Origin of the sequence: Pseudomonas sp. R9.37 (assembly GCF_963878885.1) — a bacterium.
Classification (GTDB): domain Bacteria; phylum Pseudomonadota; class Gammaproteobacteria; order Pseudomonadales; family Pseudomonadaceae; genus Aquipseudomonas.
Genome location: NZ_CAWNZA010000022.1, coordinates 348,033 through 364,948 on the forward strand (window position 1 = coordinate 348,033; position 16,916 = coordinate 364,948).

Below are 16,916 nucleotides of genomic sequence, written 5' to 3' on the forward strand. Positions count from 1 at the left end.
CGGTCCTTATTGGAGACTGCCGAATGAGAAAATTCTGTTGTGTGTTGCTGGCGCTGCTGCCGATGAGCGCATTTGCCTACCCTATCGATGTCACGAAAAAGATCGACGGCGTGCAAGTGGACTACACCGCGTCCGACGTGGACGGCGACATCAGTTCGATCCGGCTAAACAACTACGGCACCAACGACGCAGTGTGTTCGGTAACCTTCACCAACGGCCCGGAATCGCCGCGTAATCGCAAGGTCACGGTGGCGGCGGGCAAAAGCACCAACACCACGGTCAAGTTCAGTCGCGCCATTATCAAGATGCGTATCGCGCTGGCATGTGCCCCAAAATAAAGCAGCAGCGGAGCATGCTCACAGCAATACTCCGCTTATAAACAAATTTCTAGATGGGTTGTAGCAGTTTTTTGCGCTTTTTTATCGAATGAGCCCTGGTTAATCTTTTCTCCATCGCCTTACAGCATTTACAGATGGAGCCTACCTAGCCATGTCCAATGTTCTGATCATCGAAAGCAGCGCACGCCAACAGGATTCGATCTCCCGTCAGCTGACCCAACAGTTCATCAGCCAATGGAAGGTCGCTCATCCGACCGATCAGATCACCCTGCGTGACGTGGCGCTTAACCCGGTTCCGCACCTGGACGCCAATTTGCTCGGCGGCTGGATGAAACCCGCCGAAAAGCGCAGCGGCATCGAACAGGCCTCCCTGGACCGCTCCAACGAATTGACCGACGAACTGCTCGCCGCCGATGTGCTGGTGATGGCTGCGCCGATGTACAACTTCGCGATCCCCAGCACCCTCAAAGCCTGGCTGGACCACGTGTTGCGCGCCGGTGTGACCTTCAAGTACACCGCCACCGGCCCTCAGGGTTTGCTCACTGGCAAACGCGCCATTGTGTTGACCGCACGCGGCGGTATCCACACCGGCGCCAGCTCCGATCACCAGGAACCGTACCTGCGTCAGGTCATGGCCTTTATCGGCATTCACGACGTGACCTTCATCCACGCTGAAGGGGTGAACCTGAGCGGGGACTTCCAGGAAAAAGGCATTAACCACGCCAAGGCGCTGCTGGCACAGGTCGCTTGATCGTTTAATCGTCACATAATCGCGCGGTGTTTATATCGCTCCACGCAAACCCTTCAAGTACGCGTATCGAACCTCCCTTTGCACTTGTTGCTCCTGAGTGCTCCTGCCCGACTGCCGCTTTAGCGAGGTCGGGTTTTTTTTGCCTCGAGTTTCTTCAAACTCCGAAAACCCTTAAAGTCGCGCCCATTCGAAACGAGGCGCGCATGGGCTATCTACTGGTTGTCACCCTGATTCAGGCTTTTTCCTTCAGCTTGATCGGCGAATACCTCGCCGGTCACGTCGACAGCTATTTCGCCGTGCTGGTGCGCGTGGTGCTGGCCGGGCTGGTGTTCATCCCGCTGACCCGCTGGCGCTCGGTAGAGCCACGGTTCATGCGTGGCATGCTGGTGATCGGCGCGCTGCAGTTTGGTGTGACCTACGTGTGCCTGTACCTGAGCTTTCGGGTGCTCACGGTGCCGGAGGTGTTGCTGTTCACAATCCTCACGCCGTTGCACGTGACACTCATCGAAGACGCGCTTAACCGTCGCTTCAATCCCTGGGCGCTGATTGCGGCGTTGGTGGCGGTGGGCGGTGCGGCAGTGATTCGCTTTGACCAGATCACGCCGCACTTTCTCGGCGGCTTTTTGCTGTTGCAACTGGCCAACTTCACCTACGCCGCCGGGCAGGTGATGTACAAACATCTGGTGGCGCGTTATCCAAGCGATCTGCCGCATTACCGACGTTTCGGCTATTTCTACCTGGGCGCCTTGATCGTGGTGTTGCCGGCATTCCTGCTGTTCGGCAAGGCCGACTTTCTGCCGCAAGCGCCGCTGCAGTGGGGCGTGCTGGTGTTCCTTGGGTTGGTCAGCACCGCGCTGGGCATGAACTGGTGGAACAAGGGCGCGTGCCTGGTCAACGGCGGCACCTTGGCGGTGATGAACAACCTGCATGTGCCCGTGGGGTTGTTGCTGAACTTGCTGATCTGGAATCAGCATGAGCCGCTGGGGCGGCTGGCGTTGGGCGGGTTGGTGATTTTGGGGGCGGTGTGGATCAGCCGGTTGGGCGTGCGTAAACAGCTAGCCCAATCTTGAACACCTTTGTGGGAGCGGGCTTGCTCGCGAAGACGGTGGGTCAGTCATTGATGGGTTGACTGATCCTGCGCTCTCGCGAGCACGCCCGCTTCCACAGAAGGTCGGTGGCGTTATACCGCGCTGGGTTCCAGGGTCGGCAAATGACTGGCCCCCAGCACCGCCGGCAACATCCCGGCACGCAAGTCATTACCGCTCGGCTGTTGATACAGGCTCAAGCCGAACTCCGGCAGCACCGCCAGCAGGTAATCAAAAATATCCCCCTGGATGCGCTCGTAATCCGCCCACGCCGTGGTGCGCGTGAAGCAGTAGATTTCCAGCGGCACGCCCTGAGCGGTGGTTTGCATCTGGCGCACCATGCAGGTCATGTTCGGCTGAATGTCCGGGTGGCTTTTCAGGTAGGCCAGTGCATAGGCGCGGAAGGTGCCGAGGTTGGTCATGCGGCGGCGGTTGGCAGAGAGTTGCGCGCTATTGCCCTGGGCCTCGTTCCACGCCTTGAGCTCAGCCTGCTTGCGGCTGATGTAGTCGGTGAGCAGGTGCACCTGGGTCATGCGCACTTCTTCATCGTCACGCAAAAACCGCACGCCGCTGGCGTCGATGTACAGGCTGCGCTTGATGCGGCGACCGCCGGACGCCTGCATGCCGCGCCAGTTCTTGAACGACTCTGACATCAAGCGCCAGGTAGGAATGGAGACGATGGTCTTGTCGAAATTCTGCACCTTGACCGTGTGCAGCGTGATGTCCACCACGTCACCGTCGGCGCCGACTTGAGGCATCTCGATCCAGTCGCCGACCCGCAGCATGTCGTTGCTGGTCAATTGCACACTGGCGACGAACGAGAGCAGCGTGTCCTTGTACACCAACAGAATCACCGCCGACATCGCACCCAACCCCGACAGCAGCAACAGCGGCGAACGGTCGATCAGCGTGGCGACAATAATGATTGCGGCGAACACGAACAGCACCATTTTCGCCAGTTGCACATAGCCCTTGATCGAGCGGGTGCGGGCATGTTCGGTGCGTGCGTAGATATTCAGCAGCGCGTTGAGCAGGGCGCTCACGGCCAGCGTCATGAACAGGATGGTGAACGCCAGGGCGACATTGCCGATAAACAGCGTGGCGGTTTTGCTCAGGTCCGGTACCAGGTACAGGCCGAACTGAATCACCAGGGACGGCGTCATCTGTGCCAGGCGGTGGAAGACTTTGTTGTGCCGCAGGTCATTGAGCCAGTGCAGCGCCGGTTGCCGGCCAAGCAATTTGACGGCGTGGAGGATGAGGTAGCGCGCGACCCGTCCGAGCAGCAGGGCGACTACCAGCAACACCAGTAAAACCAGGCTCGCATGCAGCAGCGGGTGTTGATCGAGGGCGCCCCAAAGGTCTTGGACGTTGAGCCAGAACTGTTTGATATCCATGGGTGAAACCGATTCTTCTGTAAGACAACACGGGCCGATTAGAGCATTTAAGTGCGACAAAGTTGACGTTGTAGACAAAAGAGCTGACAAAAAAGCAGCTGATTAGCCCCGTTCGCGTAAAGAAACTCGGTTTGGACGCCCGAAACCGTTACCCTATGCAGCTGATATTTTGTATTTCTTCGAGGTAGCACCCGTGTTTTCCCAATTCGCCCTGCACGAACGCCTGCTCAAAGCCGTGGCCGAGCTTAAATTTGTCGAGCCTACGCCTGTGCAAGCAGCGGCCATCCCGCTCGCGCTCCAAGGGCGTGACCTGCGGGTGACGGCTCAAACCGGGAGTGGCAAAACCGCCGCTTTCGTCCTGCCGATTCTGCACCGTTTGATTGGCCCGGCCAAAGTCCGCGTCAGCATCAAGACCCTGATTCTGCTGCCGACCCGCGAGCTGGCCCAGCAGACTTTGAAGGAAGTGGAGCGCTTTTCGCAGTTCACCTTCATCAAATCCGGCCTGATCACCGGTGGCGAAGACTTCAAGGTCCAGGCCGCCATGCTGCGCAAGGTCCCGGACATTCTGATCGGCACACCCGGCCGGATGATCGAGCAACTCAACGCCGGCAACCTTGACCTCAAGGAAGTTGAAGTGCTGGTGCTCGACGAAGCCGACCGCATGCTCGACATGGGCTTTGCCGATGACGTGCAGCGCCTGGTGGCTGAATGCGTCAATCGTCAGCAGACCATGCTGTTCTCCGCCACCACCGGCGGCTCGACCCTGCGTGACATGGTCGCCAAGGTCCTGAACAACCCTGAGCACTTGCAGGTCAACAACGTCAGCGACCTGAACGCCACCACGCGTCAGCAGATCGTTACCGCCGACCACAACGTGCACAAAGAACAGATCCTCAACTGGCTGTTGGCCAACGAGACCTATCAGAAGGCCATCGTGTTCACCAACACCCGGGCTGCGGCGGACCGTATCTACGGTCGCCTGGTGGCACAGGATTACAAAGCGTTCGTGCTGCACGGCGAGAAAGACCAGAAGGACCGCAAGCTGGCCATCGACCGGCTGAAGGCTGGCGGCGTGAAGATCCTGGTGGCCACCGACGTGGCAGCGCGCGGTCTGGACGTTGATGGCCTGGACATGGTCATCAACTTCGACATGCCGCGCAGCGGCGACGAATACGTGCACCGTATCGGTCGTACCGGGCGTGCGGGCAATGATGGCCTGGCAATCTCGCTGATCTGCCATGGCGACTGGAACCTGATGTCGAGCATCGAGCGCTACCTCAAGCAGTCGTTCGAGCGCCGCACTATCAAGGAAGTCAAAGGCACCTACACCGGGCCGAAGAAGGTCAAGGCGTCGGGCAAGGCGGTTGGCGTTAAGAAGAAAAAAGTCGACGCCAAGGGCGACAAGAAGAAAGCCGGTGCCAAGTCGCCGACCAAGCGCAAAATTGCCAACCGGCCGAAGACCGACAACCTGTCGCTCGTCAGCAAGGACGGCATGGCGCCGCTCAAGCGCCGCAAGCCAGAAGCGCCGGCTGCCGAGTAAGGCTGCACCGATATAAAAAAACCGGACGATGTCCGGTTTTTTTGGTCTTCAGTTTTTTGTCTCGGCGGCTGCTTTATCCAGGTCTTTGAGGCGCTGATCGATCAATTGGCATTTGTCAGGCAGGTCGGCAGAGGTTGTATCCATATCCATTTTCTGCAGCTCTGCATTCATTTCCTTGGCTTTGGTGGGGTTCTGCTGGGTGAGCTTGGTCACTTCCTGCGCCAGTTGCTCACGTTTCGCCGTGGCTTCTTCAGGCGTACAGGCCCAAGCGGGCAGGGCAGTCAGCAGCGTGGCGGCGATGGCCAGGTTCATCAGGGTTTTCATGGTCGGACCTCCTTGGCAGTGTGTTCAGTTGAGGTGGCGAACGTCTGGAAAGTTCAGAGAAATGACGGCGGTCTATCCGGCTGAACGGCCAGTGACGGGGCATGTCACACCTGTAGACGGGCTACTTTCTACCGGCCTGCAGGAGGCATCAGGATGACGACTTACAATTGGGATTTGATCGAACGTTTGCTGCATGAAGTGCAGAACGGCGAAGGCAGCTTTGCCCCGCGCAAGTATGCCGAGCAGGAAGCTGCCGAGAAGGCCACGGCCGGTGAAGCCACCGGTAACCTGGACACGCTGAAAAAGACCGCCGCGGACTATGAGGCACTGTTGTTCAAGCGTGGGTTTATTGAGTCGCGGCCAGAAGAAGAGGGCGGAAACGGTGAGAACTTCATCCTGACCGCGCGCGGCGCGCAACTGCTGGCGCTGATTGACAGCTCCATCCCCGGCAATGACCACCCGCGTCAGGTGCTCGATGACCAGGCGGATGCTCTGGAGCCGGCGACGTTTGATGAAGTGGCGTCGAAGGCGCAGATTGCCTGACAGGCAATCCGTCGATCAATTGAGCGAGGGGGACTTGTCCCCCTTGCCAACCTCAGTTGGCGGTAGCTTTCAGGCATTTGAGGGCCTTGAAGTCGCTGCGCACACCGTCAATTTTTTGCGTCAGCTTCATGCGCTGCTGCGGCGTACTTTCCGCCATCAGGTCGACAATCAGACTGCGCGCCGCTGTTTCCGTCCGCGCATAGGCAGCCTTGTATTCCGGGGTCCACAGACTTTCGCGATCCACCAATAATTGCTGCATCTTCTGCGGGAAGTCCGCGCTGTGGCGCTGCTGCACCGCGGCGATGAATTGCGCCTGCCAGCGGGCGCGGTTGCCGATCCATTCCTGATTCTGTTCGCCCAAAGCGATAGACCAGGCCGTCACACGGTTCTGCTGGCTGTCACTGAGCGGGCCGATCCAGGCGTCCAGGCGTTTGCTCATGCGTTGCGCGCGCTCCTTGATCTGCTGCGCCAAGGGCGGCTTGAGGTATTCGTCCTGGCGTTTACGCAGGTCTTTGGCCAGGGCGTCGCTCATGTCCTTGACCTGCTGGTCATCCAGCCCTTGCAGCAGTTGGATGGCTGACGGCGTGATTTCCCGCGCGATCTCGGCTATCGCCTGTTTGGCCTCGACAGTACGGGCCTGCAGTGCGGCGTCGGTGACCTGATTGTTGTCGACCATCTGTTGCAGGCGATCGAGCCAATCCAGATAGCCAGGCAATTGGGTGGTGCAATGCCAGGCCAGGTGTTCCTTGAGTGTGTCGTTGAACCAGCTCTTCTGCCCGGCGTTCATGTCCAGGTAGTCGTTGAGGGTCCAGGGAATAATGACATCCAGATTGCGGTAGGCCAGGCCTACCCGATTGCAGCCGGCGAGCACTAGGCTGAGGGTCAGCAATACCACCAGAAATTTAAGCCGACGCAGCATGGGCAAGTCCTTGCGCAGAGGGGGTTAATGCATGTGAACCTGAGCGAGGTGCGACAGTTCAGCCCGTCAATAAAACGACCGCGCCGCCTTCAAGGTCAACAGGCCGTCGCATTGCGAATTGTGTCCGGAGTAGGCCGAGCAGTCGCCACCGCTGAGGCTGGAATCGCTGTAGATCAGGTCCAGGTCGATGCCTTTCCACGCACGCGAGAACTGCACCGACCAATCGCTGAAGCTGCTGATCGAGCCGCCTTCCACCGAAGCAGGAGTGCCCAGTTGATGGGTGGTGTACTTCATGCTGACGCCGATGCCGAAAGGCTGCGTGCCGCCGAGGTCGGCAAACAACGTGCTGTCCTGGCGATCAGGGTCGTTGCTGAAGGAGACGCCGAAGCGGTTGCCCAGCAGGTTCAGGCCACCGTAGAACTCCTGGCTGTCCAGAGGGCTGAGCTTGGGATAGCTGTAGTGAATCAAGCCGACTTCATAGCCCAGCGTTTTGTCGAAGGGGCGTTTGAAACCCAGGTAAGAATCGACTTCAAGGTTATCGGCCGACGACAGCCCCATATTGGGTGAGAATTGGCCAACATACAGGCCGCTGTCATGGCTCAGGTCCAACCCGCCGTGAAATGAGCCGCTGCCTGGGGCGGTCGGCTTTACCAGGCCTTGGGCCATGCTACGGCTGGGCGTCGTGCCCAGTTTCAGGTCGAAATCGCCCAGTTCACGCTGGAAAACCTGCGCTTGCGCTAAAGGGGTTGCCGCAAGGGCAGCTATCAGAAAAAAGCAGGGCTTGAGCATGCTTCACTCCATGAAAAGCGAGGAGCAGTGACAGAGGAAATCGGGCAGATGCCCGTTCTAGACGTGTGCAAGCATACCGGCGAACGCCTGAAGGTGAGGCCCGTTCGTCGATTAACGCACTACAGAGTGATGCACAGAGGGTGTTTCGAGCTCTAGTCCTGGCGCCTTGAGGGCAAGACGCTTAGGGACTAGGTGCAACGCAGGCGGATGTTGCGCGAGTTTTACTTTTTGCCCAGGCTGATTTGCTTGGACGGGCCGAAAGTCTGGCCGCTGACGCCCTTGGCAATTTGCTGGATTTCGCCGCCGGACTTGAGGAACGCAGCAATCTGGCTGTTGATCGATTCGCTGGTTTCAACGGCTGGAGCTGGCTTTGCTTTGCTGTTGGATGCTTTTACGCGCATGGCGGCCACTAACCTGTAGAAAATTAACTTGGCCAGGCATCGTACAGGAAATACTTGACAATTGCTTGGCAAATATCCTCCGGGAATTGTTGGGTCAGGCGGTAATTGTCGAAGTTTGCCAGTGAAATAGGCGCCTAACTTACTGTTTTAATTCGAAACCACTTGAGGAGTCAGTACCTGACGGGCGGCAAAATTCAAGGATCTGATCTGACGAGTGGGGCAGTGCCATTGGAGCGCCACGCCAGCCCGTGATTTTTCAGGTGCGCGCGCGTGCCGGGCGCAACTCAGGTAGAATGCCGCCCACGTAACGAGGGTATTTGGAAATGGCTTTAGTCGGGCGCTACAACAGCTTGCAAGTGGTTAAACACACTAACTTTGGTTTGTACCTGGACGGTGCGCAAGATGGCGAAATCCTCTTGCCTAATCGGTATATCCCCAAAGATATTCCCAGTGAAGATGAAGACTGGCTTAACGTTTTCATTTACTTGGACAGTGACGACAAACTTATCGCAACGACTGAAAAGCCGAAAGTTCAAGTCGGCGAATTCGCCAGTTTGAAAGTCGTTGAAGTCAACAGCATCGGTGTATTCCTCGATTGGGGTTTGCCCAAGGATCTGTTGCTGCCGTATTCGGAAGAAAAACGTCAACTGACCGCGGGCGAATACTGCGTGGTGCACGTCTACCTCGACAAGCACACCAAGCGCATCACCGCCACCGCGCGGCTGGATCGCTACCTGGACAAGACACCGGCCAACTACCAGGTGGGCCAGGAAGTCGACTTGCTGGTGGCCGAAGCCACGGACATGGGCTTCAAGGCAATCATCAACAACAAGCATTGGGGCCTGATCCACAAAAACGAAGTGTTCAAGTTCCTGCGCCCGGGCAAGGAAGAGAAAGGCTTTATCAAAGAGATTCGCGCCGATGGCAACATCAGCCTGAGCCTGCAGCCGGTTGGGCAAGAAGCGGCGTCCAGCCTGAACTCGAAGATTCTCGCCAAGTTGCGTGACAACAACGGCACTCTGCCGGTCAGCGACAAAAGCGACCCGGCGGTGATCAGCAACTTGTTCGGTGTCAGCAAAGGCAACTTCAAAAAGGCCATCGGTGCGCTCTACAAGCAAGGTCAGATTGTGATTCACGCGGATCGCATTGAACTAAGCTGAGTGCGCTTTGTTCTTCTGTAGGAGCCGGCTCGCCGGCGACGAGGCCAGTGGTTTTCGTGGTGTCCTGTTGGATGCCATCGCTGGCAAGCCAGCTCTCGCAGAGGTCGCTTCAATGTCCAAGAAAACCCTGTTCGCTTACCTCGGCACCTTGCTTGCGTTTCTGGTGCTCGACGGCCTCTGGCTCGGCGTCCTCATGGGCCCGACCTACAAATCCCTGCTCGGCTCGCTGATGCTTGATCAGCCGCGCCTGTTCCCTGCCGTGGTGTTCTACCTGCTGTATGCGATCGGTTGTGTGGTGTTTGTGGTCCTGCCAAGCGGCAGTTGGCAGCGCGCAGCGCGGCTGGGAGCCCTGCTTGGCCTGGTGGCCTACGGCACGTATGACCTGAGCAATTGGGCGACGCTGCAGGGCTGGTCTGCTGGGTTGGCGCTCATGGACATGGCCTGGGGTACCGTCCTCACTGGCATTTGTTGCACGCTCGGGTACTTGTGTGCACATCGGGTGCAACGATGATTGTGTACACGATTCATGTGCACCGTTGCTGAGCGGAGCCCCATCCTCTAGCGCTTCCTAAATCCCTTTGGAACACCGTTCCAGAGGGATTGTGTGCCATTGGCACGCATTCTGCTGAACACCTCGTATACAAACCCCGCCGCCTCCCGTATGCACACTGCTACGGCAGCGCAGGCCGGTATTTCGAGGAGCCAAGCGATGACCGAACAATTGCCCAAAGGCTACAGCCCGCGCCTGTACAACCAGGACCTGGGCCCACTGCCGCAAAAGTGGACCTGGTACAACATCTTCGCCTTTTGGATGAGTGACGTGCACAGCGTCGGCGGCTACGTGTTCGCCGCCAGCCTGTTCGCGCTTGGGCTGGCCAGTTGGCAGGTGCTGATCGCCTTGCTCGCGGGTATTTGTATCGTGCAGTTGATTGCCAATCTTGTCGCCAGGCCGAGCCAGCAAGCGGCGGTGCCGTATCCGGTCATCTGCAGGCTGGCCTTTGGCGTGTTCGGAGCAAATATTCCGGCGGTGATTCGCGGCCTGATTGCCGTGGCCTGGTACGGGATTCAAACGTACCTGGCGTCGAGTGCCTTGATCATCGTGGTGCTGCGTTTTTTCCCACAGATGGCGGTATATGCAGAGCCGCATTTTGCAGGCCTGTCCTACCTGGGCTGGTTCGGTTTCCTTAGCTTATGGGTATTGCAAGCGGCCGTATTCTGGGCGGGCATGGAATCCATCCGGCGCTTTATCGACTGGGCGGGGCCGGTGGTCTACGCAGTGATGTTTGCCCTGGCCGGCTGGATTGTGTGGAAGGCCGGCTGGGCAAATATCAGCTTTACCCTGGCGGAAAAATCCCTCTCGGGCTGGCAGGCTTTTGGGCAGGTGATCGTGGCGACGGCGCTGGTGGTGTCCTACTTCTCGGGGCCAACGCTGAATTTCGGCGATTTCAGCCGCTACTGCCGCAGCATGCACGACGTGCGCCGCGGTAATTTCTGGGGGCTGCCGGTGAATTTCCTGGCGTTCTCGCTGGTCACCGTCGTTATTGTGTCGGGCACCTTGCCAGTGTTTGGTGAAATGCTGCATGACCCGATTGCCACCGTTTCACGTATCGACAACAGCATGGCCGTGCTGCTCGGCGCCTTTGCCTTCGTGACCGCCACCATCGGCATCAATATCGTCGCCAACTTCGTGTCGCCTGCGTTTGATTTCGCCAACGTCGCGCCGAGCAAAATCAGCTGGCGCGCCGGTGGGATGATTGCAGCGGTGGCGTCGATCTTCATCACCCCGTGGAACCTGTTCAACAACCCACTGATGATTCACTACACGCTGGATATTCTCGCGGCGTTTATCGGGCCGTTGTTCGGCATCCTGTTGGTGGACTTCTACCTGATCAAAAAACAGAAGATCGATGTGGACGCCTTGTTTGATGACAGCCCAAACGGGCGCTATTACTTCGACGGCGGCGTGAACTGGACCGCGGTCAAAGCCTTGGTGCCTGCGACGCTGGCGGGCGTCGCGATCACCTTCACCCCGGCGTTGCAGGGCATGGCCAACTTCGCCTGGTTTACCGGGTGCTTGCTGGGTGGGCTGTTCTTCCTGGTGCTGGCGCGGCGAGAACAGGTTCGCGTACCGGCGCCGCTGGTGGCTGGCTGACCGCGGCAGTAGGGCGCAGCAGCAGCGCGCCGGCTACCAGCAGGCCCGCGCCGGCAATCACCAGGGCCGGTTGCAGGCCGCCACTCAGGTGGCTGCTCACCGAGGCCAGCAGCGGGCCGCTCAATTGACCGATGGCGAAGCTGGCGGTCAGCAACCCGGTGCTGCGCTGATAGCCGTGGGGCGCGACCTCGCGCAGGCGCTGCATCACCAGCATCATGCACGCCAGGAACGGCGTACCGCAGAGCAAAACGCCCAGCGCCAGGCCCCAGCCGTTGCCCAGCAAGCAGGCAAACACGCCGGTCGCTTGCAGCCACAAGGTGGTCATCAGCCAGCGGCGGGTGGTGTGCGTGTTGTTGCGGCGCAAGCTCACGCCTACCACGCCAATGGCAGCCGCCAGACCAAAGCATGGCCAGAACAGATCCGCCTGCCAGGCGCCGTTGAATTGCGCGCTGGCCATCTGCGACAGAAAGGTGGCCGGAATGATGTAGCCCAGACCGTACAGAAAGTAGATCCAGCACAGGTGCGTGATGCTTTGATTGTTGCCGGCACGGGCAGTGTGTGCGACGGCGGGCATCGGCTGAGGCAAGAACGGCAGGATTGCCAGCAGCATGACCAACCCCACCAGGCCATACACCAGCCACAGCGTGGCCGAGCTTTGTCCCAGCAGGTTAGAGCCCAAAGCCAGCAGACCGGTCAGCAAAATCCCCAGCCCCGGCCCTGCGAAAACCAAGGCTCCCAAGCGTGGACGGCCGGCGGATATTGCCAGCGGTTGGCTCAAACTGGTGATCATCACCAACGCCCAGGCACTTGCGACACCCGTGCCGAAGCGCAGCAGCAGGTGCGGCCAAAACCCTTGCGCCCAGTACGAGGCCAGCGTCAGCAGTACGCACAACCACAAACCGCCGTACATCCGCCCCCGCACGTGGTGATGGCTGCGGGCGAAGATCGAATCCACCGCGCCAACGAAGTAACCCAAATAATTGGCGGCAGCGATCAGGCCTGCGCCGGTCAGGTCGATCTGCCCTTCGCTGAGCAGATGCGGCATCTGTGGCGTGAGGGCGAAGCGTCCAATGCCCATGGCCATCATCAGGGCGACAAAGCTGGCGAGTAAGCGAATCAGCGGTGACATGTTCTGGTTTCCTGCAAGCAAGCGAAGACCTTCAGGCTAAAGCGAATTGACTTTCTGTAAAAATGAATAATAGTGAGTAACTTGTTCAGTTTTGGAGAAAGGTATGGAGTTCAGTCAATTGCGGATTTTCCAGGCCGTGGCAGAAGAGGGCTCCATCACCCGCGCAGCCGAGCGCCTGCACCGTGTGCCGTCGAACCTGTCGACACGGCTCAAGCAGATGGAAGAGCAACTGGGGGTGGAATTGTTTGTGCGCGAGCGTCAACGCTTGCAGCTTTCTCCCGCCGGCAAGGTGCTGCTGGACTACAGCACTCGCCTGATTGCGTTGCACGATGAAGCCCACGGCGCCGTCCAGGGCGGGCAACCGGCCGGCGATTTTGTGTTGGGCAGCATGTACAGCACTGCCGCGATTCATTTGCCGAGGTTGTTGGCGCGCTATCACAAGGCTTATCCGATGGTGAACCTGCAGGTGCAGTCGGCGCCCAGCGGTGAACTGTTGGAAGGCTTGATCACTGGGCGACTGGATGCGGCATTGGTGGATGGCCCGCTGACCATCGCGACCTTGGACGGTGTGCCACTGTGCGAAGAGCGCCTGGTGTTGATCTGCGAGGCTGATCACCCGCCCGTGCGCGGGCCGCAGGATGTAGCGGGGCGCTCGGTGTTCACCTTTCGCCGCAGTTGCGCGTACCGCACGCGGCTGGAGACCTGGTTCTCCCACGAGCGCGTGGCCATGGGCCGGGCCATCGAGATTGAGTCCTATCAGGGCATGCTCGCCTGCGTGATCGCCGGTTCCGGTGTGGCATTGATGTCTGAATCCATGCTGGAGAGCCTGCCAGGCAAGGACAGCGTGTCCGTTCATCCCCTGACGGGGCCTTTTGCGACCGCAACGACCTGGCTGATGTGGCGAAAGGGTATGCTCGGCGCTAACCTCAATGCATGGATTGACCTTCAGCAGGCAGGCAAAGCCGAGTTATTGCAGGACACGCGCGCGATTGCTTGAACGATCCGTCAGGATTTGAATCAATTCAGTAATAGTTCGTTGTGGTTTCGTTCAAGCATTACGTAGGACTTAGGACTACTATCACTGTAGGAAAAGGCGACAAAACTCGCGCCGACCCGCATTACCCGCAAAGGGGGCAACCATGAAAGAGAAAATCCAAAACTGGCTCCATGACGTTGGCGTCGCGCTCGGACTGATCGAGCCTCCGTTGCAACCGGTGCCGATTCGCACGGATGACGAGCAGCGCCGGCCCCGTCGCAGATAAGCTCGGGTTCCAGCAGAATTCAACAGATGGGAGCGGGCTTGCTCGCGAAGGGGGTCTGTTAGTCAACGCACATGTTGGCTCACACACCGCCTTCGTCAGCAAGCCCGCTCCCATCGTTGTTTGTGGCAGGTAAAAAAACGGGTGCGACATCCGACGTCGCACCCGCTGAAGAAACCGCTCTGATGCCGGTGCTGCCTTAAATTGCCCTAGCCGCCGCAGCCTGCGGGCGTCGCGACAACAGACTCACCCCAACAAAACTCACCAGCCCAACCGCCAGGCTGTAATAGATCGGCGTGTTCGCGTCCAAGCCGTCCTTGAACATGAAGACCAATGCCGTCACGAAGCCCAGGGCCATGGATGCGATCGCCCCCGAGGTGGTTGCCCGCTTCCAGAAAATCGCCCCCATCAATGGGATCAGCATGCCACCCACCAACAAGTTGTAGGCGAGGGTCAAGGCGCTGATCACATCGTTGACCACCAGGGCGATACCCAGCACGGCAATGCCCGTCAGCATCGTGAACAAGCGGTTGATGTTCAGGCTCGATTGTTTGCCACCGCGCAAACGCGGCAGCAGGTCTTCGGTCAATACGGTGGAGGCGGCGAGTAAACCGGCGCTGGCGGTGGACATCATCGCGGCCAGTGCGGCGGCGATCACCAGCCCGCGAATGCCGTCCGGCAATGAAGCTTTGACGATAGCGGCGAAGGCATTGTTGACGTTGTCCAGATTCGGCAACAGCACATGAGCAGCCATGCCGATCAGCGCGCAGGCCAGGCCGTAAAGAATGCAGTAGAAGCCGGCGAAGGTGCCTGCGTACTGCGCGACCTTTTCGTCGCGGGCAGTGAACACCCGTTGCCAGATGTCCTGACCGATCAGGATGCCGAAAAAGTAGATCATGAAGTAGGTGATGATCGTGTCCCAGCCGATTTCGGTGAAGCTGAAATTCGACGCTGGCAACTTGGCCACCAGTTGATCCCAACCGCCGACGCGGTACAGGCAGATCGGCAGCAGGATAAACATCAGCCCGACGGTCTTGATCACAAACTGCACAATGTCGGTAAGCGTCAGCGACCACATGCCGCCGATGGTCGAGTACACCACCACCACGCCACCGCCCAACAGCACCGAGACCCAGAACGGCAGGCCGAACAGCACTTGCAGCACGGTGCCGATGGCCAGGATCGAGGTCACGCCAATCATCAACGCGTAGGCCAGCATGATCACCGCACTCGCTTGGCGGGCCATCGGGTTGTAGCGCTTTTCCAGGACCTGGGTGACGGTGAAGATCTTCAATTTCAGCAGCGGTTTGGCCAGGAACAGGTTCAGCGCGATGATCCCGGCGCCCAGCGCAGCACACAGCCAGAAGCCGGAGATGCCGTGCACATAACCCAGGCGCACGGTGCCGACGGTGGATGCACCGCCCAATACCGTGGCGGCCATGGTGCCCATGTACAGCGACGGGCCCAGGTTGCGGCCGGCCACCAGGTAATCTTCGTGGGTCTTGGCGCGGCGCATGCCGTAATAGCCGAGCACGAGCATGCCGGCGGCGTAGATGAGTACGACGAATAAATCCAAAGCCATGACGGCGGGTCTCCGATTATTTTTTTAGGCTATTGAGGCGCTTTTTGTGGCCAGGGAATTTGCTCCCGTTGGGCTGCGAAGCGGCCCCTGGGGGCCATAAACAGCCGCCGGTTCCGGGAACAGGCGAAGCAAGCTCAGGTACACCACCGAGGCCAACCCCAGCGTCACCGGCAGGCTGATATCGATGCCGTCGGCCAGGTTGCCAAGCGGCCCGACAAACTGCCCCGGCAAATTGACGAAGCACAAACCCACCAGCGCACTCGGGATCCAGGCCCCGAGTCCGCGCCAGTTCCAGCCATGGCTGAACCAGTAGCGCCCGCCGGTTTCACCGCGAGTGAACACCTGCAAGTCGTCCGGGCAGTAGAAGCCGCGGCGCACAATCAGGCCGATGATCATCATCACCATCCAGGGCGTGGTGCAGGTGATGATCAGCACGGCGAAAGTCGACACGCTTTGCACCAGGTTGGCGGCGAAGCGTCCGATAAAGATGAAGGCAATCGACATTACGCCGATCAGCAGCGTGGCCTTGACCCGTGACAGCAGGCGCGGGAACACGCTGGACATGTCCAGGCCGGTGCCATACAGCGAGGTGGTGCCAGTGGACATGCCGCCGATCACCGCGATCAGGCACACCGGCAGGAAGAACCAGGTAGGCGCCACCGCCAGCAGACCGCCGACATAGTTATTGGTGGCGATGTAGTCCGGGGCCTTGATCGCCACGATGGTCGCCGTGGCCAGGCCAAACAGAAACGGAATCAACGTAGCGATCTGAGCCAGGACGACTGCCAGCATGATGCGCATTTTCGGCGTCTCACGCGGGATGTAGCGCGACCAGTCACCGAGGAATGCACCAAAGGAAATCGGATTGCTCATCGCCACCAGCGCAGCGCCGATGAAGGCCGCCCAAAAGTCGCTCTGGCCGAGGCCGACGGTGCCGGCGAAGTGGCTGTCAAAGGCTGGCGCAAACGCGAAGATGCCCAGCAGGAACAGCAGGCTCGCCGCCCACACCGCGATGCGGTTGACCCACAGCATGAAGCGAAAGCCATAGATGCACACGGTGAGTACAAGCAAGGCGAACAGGCCGTAGGCCAGGCCCAGCGTCAGGTCGGTTTCCGGCAGGCCGATCAGCCGTTTCGCACCACCGACCAACGCATCGCCTGAACTCCACACCGACAGTGAGAAGAAGGCAATCGCCGTCAGCAGCGACAGAAACGAGCCGACAATGCGCCCGTGCACACCAAAGTGCGCGCCGGACGACACGGCATTGTTAGTGCCATTGATCGGCCCGAACAGGCCCATGGGCGCCAGGATCAGCGCGCCCACCAGCACGCCCAGCACAATCGCCCAGACGCCGGCCTGGAACGACAAGCCGAACAGCACCGGAAACGAACCCAGCACGGCGGTGGCAAAGGTATTGGCACCGCCGAAGATCAGTCGGAACAGATCCTTGGGCCCGGCAGTACGTTCGTGGTCCGGGATCTGCTCGACCCCGTTGGTTTCTATCGTTCGAATACTTTTATCGTTGTTTTTATTATTCATGATCAGCTCCG

The 16,916-nt window shown here is 59.2% G+C and carries 18 protein-coding genes; 10 read left to right on the top strand and 8 right to left on the bottom strand.

The genetic code is table 11. From position 1 onward, the window contains the following. The first annotated feature begins 23 nt into the window (after positions 1–23). From AACU78_RS13800 to AACU78_RS13810, 3 genes are all read left to right on the top strand, one after another. Positions 24–338, top strand: coding sequence for a 3-phosphoglycerate kinase (locus tag AACU78_RS13800; RefSeq protein WP_106576382.1), 315 nt, complete (start codon positions 24–26; stop codon positions 336–338). A gap of 151 nt (positions 339–489) precedes the next feature. Beyond that, positions 490–1,089, top strand: a complete 600-nt coding sequence (locus AACU78_RS13805; RefSeq protein ID WP_106576383.1) for an FMN-dependent NADH-azoreductase — start codon at positions 490–492, stop codon at positions 1,087–1,089. Positions 1,090–1,292: 203 nt separating this feature from the next. Then, complete coding sequence (locus AACU78_RS13810) at positions 1,293–2,159, top strand: carboxylate/amino acid/amine transporter (protein WP_106576384.1); 867 nt, start codon at positions 1,293–1,295, stop codon at positions 2,157–2,159. A 110-nt stretch (positions 2,160–2,269) separates the two neighbouring features. Here the strand turns inward: AACU78_RS13810 and AACU78_RS13815 are convergent, their stop codons facing one another. Beyond that, the gene (locus AACU78_RS13815; protein ID WP_106576385.1) at positions 2,270–3,568 is read right to left on the bottom strand and encodes a mechanosensitive ion channel family protein; all 1,299 of its coding nucleotides are present in this window, start codon (positions 3,566–3,568) and stop codon (positions 2,270–2,272) included. 193 nt (positions 3,569–3,761) lie between these two features. Here AACU78_RS13815 and AACU78_RS13820 point away from each other — a divergent pair, with 193 nt between their 5' ends. Then, the gene (locus AACU78_RS13820) at positions 3,762–5,108 is read left to right on the top strand and encodes a DEAD/DEAH box helicase (protein ID WP_106576386.1); all 1,347 of its coding nucleotides are present in this window, start codon (positions 3,762–3,764) and stop codon (positions 5,106–5,108) included. Between the two features lie 48 nt (positions 5,109–5,156). Here AACU78_RS13820 and AACU78_RS13825 read toward each other — a convergent pair whose 3' ends face one another. Beyond that, positions 5,157–5,432, bottom strand: a complete 276-nt coding sequence (locus tag AACU78_RS13825; protein WP_106576387.1) for a hypothetical protein — start codon at positions 5,430–5,432, stop codon at positions 5,157–5,159. Between the two features lie 153 nt (positions 5,433–5,585). Between AACU78_RS13825 and AACU78_RS13830 the strand changes: the two genes are divergently transcribed. Further along, the gene (locus tag AACU78_RS13830) at positions 5,586–5,975 is read left to right on the top strand and encodes a transcriptional regulator (protein WP_106576388.1); all 390 of its coding nucleotides are present in this window, start codon (positions 5,586–5,588) and stop codon (positions 5,973–5,975) included. A 52-nt stretch (positions 5,976–6,027) separates the two neighbouring features. Here the strand turns inward: AACU78_RS13830 and AACU78_RS13835 are convergent, their stop codons facing one another. From AACU78_RS13835 to AACU78_RS13845, 3 genes are all read right to left on the bottom strand, one after another. Then, positions 6,028–6,894 (bottom strand): DUF6279 family lipoprotein, encoded by an 867-nt coding sequence (locus AACU78_RS13835; protein WP_106576389.1) that lies wholly within the window; start codon positions 6,892–6,894, stop codon positions 6,028–6,030. A 66-nt stretch (positions 6,895–6,960) separates the two neighbouring features. Continuing rightward, the gene (locus tag AACU78_RS13840) at positions 6,961–7,683 is read right to left on the bottom strand and encodes a TorF family putative porin (RefSeq protein WP_106576390.1); all 723 of its coding nucleotides are present in this window, start codon (positions 7,681–7,683) and stop codon (positions 6,961–6,963) included. A 221-nt stretch (positions 7,684–7,904) separates the two neighbouring features. Continuing rightward, the gene (locus AACU78_RS13845) at positions 7,905–8,084 is read right to left on the bottom strand and encodes a hypothetical protein (RefSeq protein WP_003193095.1); all 180 of its coding nucleotides are present in this window, start codon (positions 8,082–8,084) and stop codon (positions 7,905–7,907) included. A gap of 323 nt (positions 8,085–8,407) precedes the next feature. Between AACU78_RS13845 and AACU78_RS13850 the strand changes: the two genes are divergently transcribed. The 3 genes from AACU78_RS13850 (at position 8,408) to AACU78_RS13860 (ending at position 11,396) form a co-directional block, all read left to right on the top strand. Then, the gene (locus tag AACU78_RS13850; RefSeq protein ID WP_019820451.1) at positions 8,408–9,244 is read left to right on the top strand and encodes a CvfB family protein; all 837 of its coding nucleotides are present in this window, start codon (positions 8,408–8,410) and stop codon (positions 9,242–9,244) included. Positions 9,245–9,356: 112 nt separating this feature from the next. Next, complete coding sequence (locus AACU78_RS13855; protein ID WP_106576391.1) at positions 9,357–9,755, top strand: DUF2177 family protein; 399 nt, start codon at positions 9,357–9,359, stop codon at positions 9,753–9,755. Between the two features lie 198 nt (positions 9,756–9,953). Beyond that, complete coding sequence (locus tag AACU78_RS13860; RefSeq protein ID WP_106576392.1) at positions 9,954–11,396, top strand: NCS1 family nucleobase:cation symporter-1; 1,443 nt, start codon at positions 9,954–9,956, stop codon at positions 11,394–11,396. Here the strand turns inward: AACU78_RS13860 and AACU78_RS13865 are convergent. Continuing rightward, on the bottom strand, positions 11,308–12,525 hold the full coding sequence (locus AACU78_RS13865) for a YbfB/YjiJ family MFS transporter (protein WP_106576393.1): 1,218 nt from the start codon (positions 12,523–12,525) through the stop codon (positions 11,308–11,310). The two genes, AACU78_RS13860 and AACU78_RS13865, sit on opposite strands and share 89 nt — an antisense overlap. A 103-nt stretch (positions 12,526–12,628) precedes the next feature. Here AACU78_RS13865 and ptrR point away from each other — a divergent pair, with 103 nt between their 5' ends. Together ptrR and AACU78_RS13875 are read left to right on the top strand one after the other, a co-directional pair. Further along, the gene (ptrR, locus tag AACU78_RS13870; RefSeq protein ID WP_106576394.1) at positions 12,629–13,522 is read left to right on the top strand and encodes a putrescine utilization regulator PtrR; all 894 of its coding nucleotides are present in this window, start codon (positions 12,629–12,631) and stop codon (positions 13,520–13,522) included. A 142-nt stretch (positions 13,523–13,664) separates the two neighbouring features. Then, positions 13,665–13,787, top strand: a complete 123-nt coding sequence (locus AACU78_RS13875) for a PA1414 family protein (protein WP_256347311.1) — start codon at positions 13,665–13,667, stop codon at positions 13,785–13,787. 196 nt (positions 13,788–13,983) lie between these two features. On the opposite strand, the gene AACU78_RS13880 is transcribed toward AACU78_RS13875, so the two are convergent. Continuing rightward, positions 13,984–15,366: a sodium:solute symporter gene (locus tag AACU78_RS13880; protein ID WP_106576395.1), complete on the bottom strand. Its 1,383-nt coding sequence runs from the start codon at positions 15,364–15,366 to the stop codon at positions 13,984–13,986. Between the two features lie 24 nt (positions 15,367–15,390). Next, on the bottom strand, positions 15,391–16,905 hold the full coding sequence (locus AACU78_RS13885) for a purine-cytosine permease family protein (RefSeq protein WP_106576396.1): 1,515 nt from the start codon (positions 16,903–16,905) through the stop codon (positions 15,391–15,393). Positions 16,906–16,916 lie beyond the last annotated feature (11 nt).

What these genes read in the sequence shown, in the direction of transcription:
- AACU78_RS13800 (WP_106576382.1), top strand. Translation starts at nt 24, where the DNA reads ATGAGAAAATTCTGTTGTGTGTTGCTGGCGCTGCTGCCGATGAGCGCA.
- AACU78_RS13805 (WP_106576383.1), top strand. Translation starts at nt 490, where the DNA reads ATGTCCAATGTTCTGATCATCGAAAGCAGCGCACGCCAACAGGATTCG.
- AACU78_RS13810 (WP_106576384.1), top strand. Translation starts at nt 1,293, where the DNA reads ATGGGCTATCTACTGGTTGTCACCCTGATTCAGGCTTTTTCCTTCAGC.
- AACU78_RS13815 (WP_106576385.1), bottom strand. Translation starts at nt 3,568, where the DNA reads ATGGATATCAAACAGTTCTGGCTCAACGTCCAAGACCTTTGGGGCGCC.
- AACU78_RS13825 (WP_106576387.1), bottom strand. Translation starts at nt 5,432, where the DNA reads ATGAAAACCCTGATGAACCTGGCCATCGCCGCCACGCTGCTGACTGCC.
- AACU78_RS13830 (WP_106576388.1), top strand. Translation starts at nt 5,586, where the DNA reads ATGACGACTTACAATTGGGATTTGATCGAACGTTTGCTGCATGAAGTG.
- AACU78_RS13835 (WP_106576389.1), bottom strand. Translation starts at nt 6,894, where the DNA reads ATGCTGCGTCGGCTTAAATTTCTGGTGGTATTGCTGACCCTCAGCCTA.
- AACU78_RS13840 (WP_106576390.1), bottom strand. Translation starts at nt 7,683, where the DNA reads ATGCTCAAGCCCTGCTTTTTTCTGATAGCTGCCCTTGCGGCAACCCCT.
- AACU78_RS13845 (WP_003193095.1), bottom strand. Translation starts at nt 8,084, where the DNA reads ATGCGCGTAAAAGCATCCAACAGCAAAGCAAAGCCAGCTCCAGCCGTT.
- AACU78_RS13850 (WP_019820451.1), top strand. Translation starts at nt 8,408, where the DNA reads ATGGCTTTAGTCGGGCGCTACAACAGCTTGCAAGTGGTTAAACACACT.
- AACU78_RS13855 (WP_106576391.1), top strand. Translation starts at nt 9,357, where the DNA reads ATGTCCAAGAAAACCCTGTTCGCTTACCTCGGCACCTTGCTTGCGTTT.
- AACU78_RS13860 (WP_106576392.1), top strand. Translation starts at nt 9,954, where the DNA reads ATGACCGAACAATTGCCCAAAGGCTACAGCCCGCGCCTGTACAACCAG.
- AACU78_RS13865 (WP_106576393.1), bottom strand. Translation starts at nt 12,525, where the DNA reads ATGTCACCGCTGATTCGCTTACTCGCCAGCTTTGTCGCCCTGATGATG.
- ptrR (WP_106576394.1), top strand. Translation starts at nt 12,629, where the DNA reads ATGGAGTTCAGTCAATTGCGGATTTTCCAGGCCGTGGCAGAAGAGGGC.
- AACU78_RS13875 (WP_256347311.1), top strand. Translation starts at nt 13,665, where the DNA reads ATGAAAGAGAAAATCCAAAACTGGCTCCATGACGTTGGCGTCGCGCTC.
- AACU78_RS13880 (WP_106576395.1), bottom strand. Translation starts at nt 15,366, where the DNA reads ATGGCTTTGGATTTATTCGTCGTACTCATCTACGCCGCCGGCATGCTC.
- AACU78_RS13885 (WP_106576396.1), bottom strand. Translation starts at nt 16,905, where the DNA reads ATGAATAATAAAAACAACGATAAAAGTATTCGAACGATAGAAACCAAC.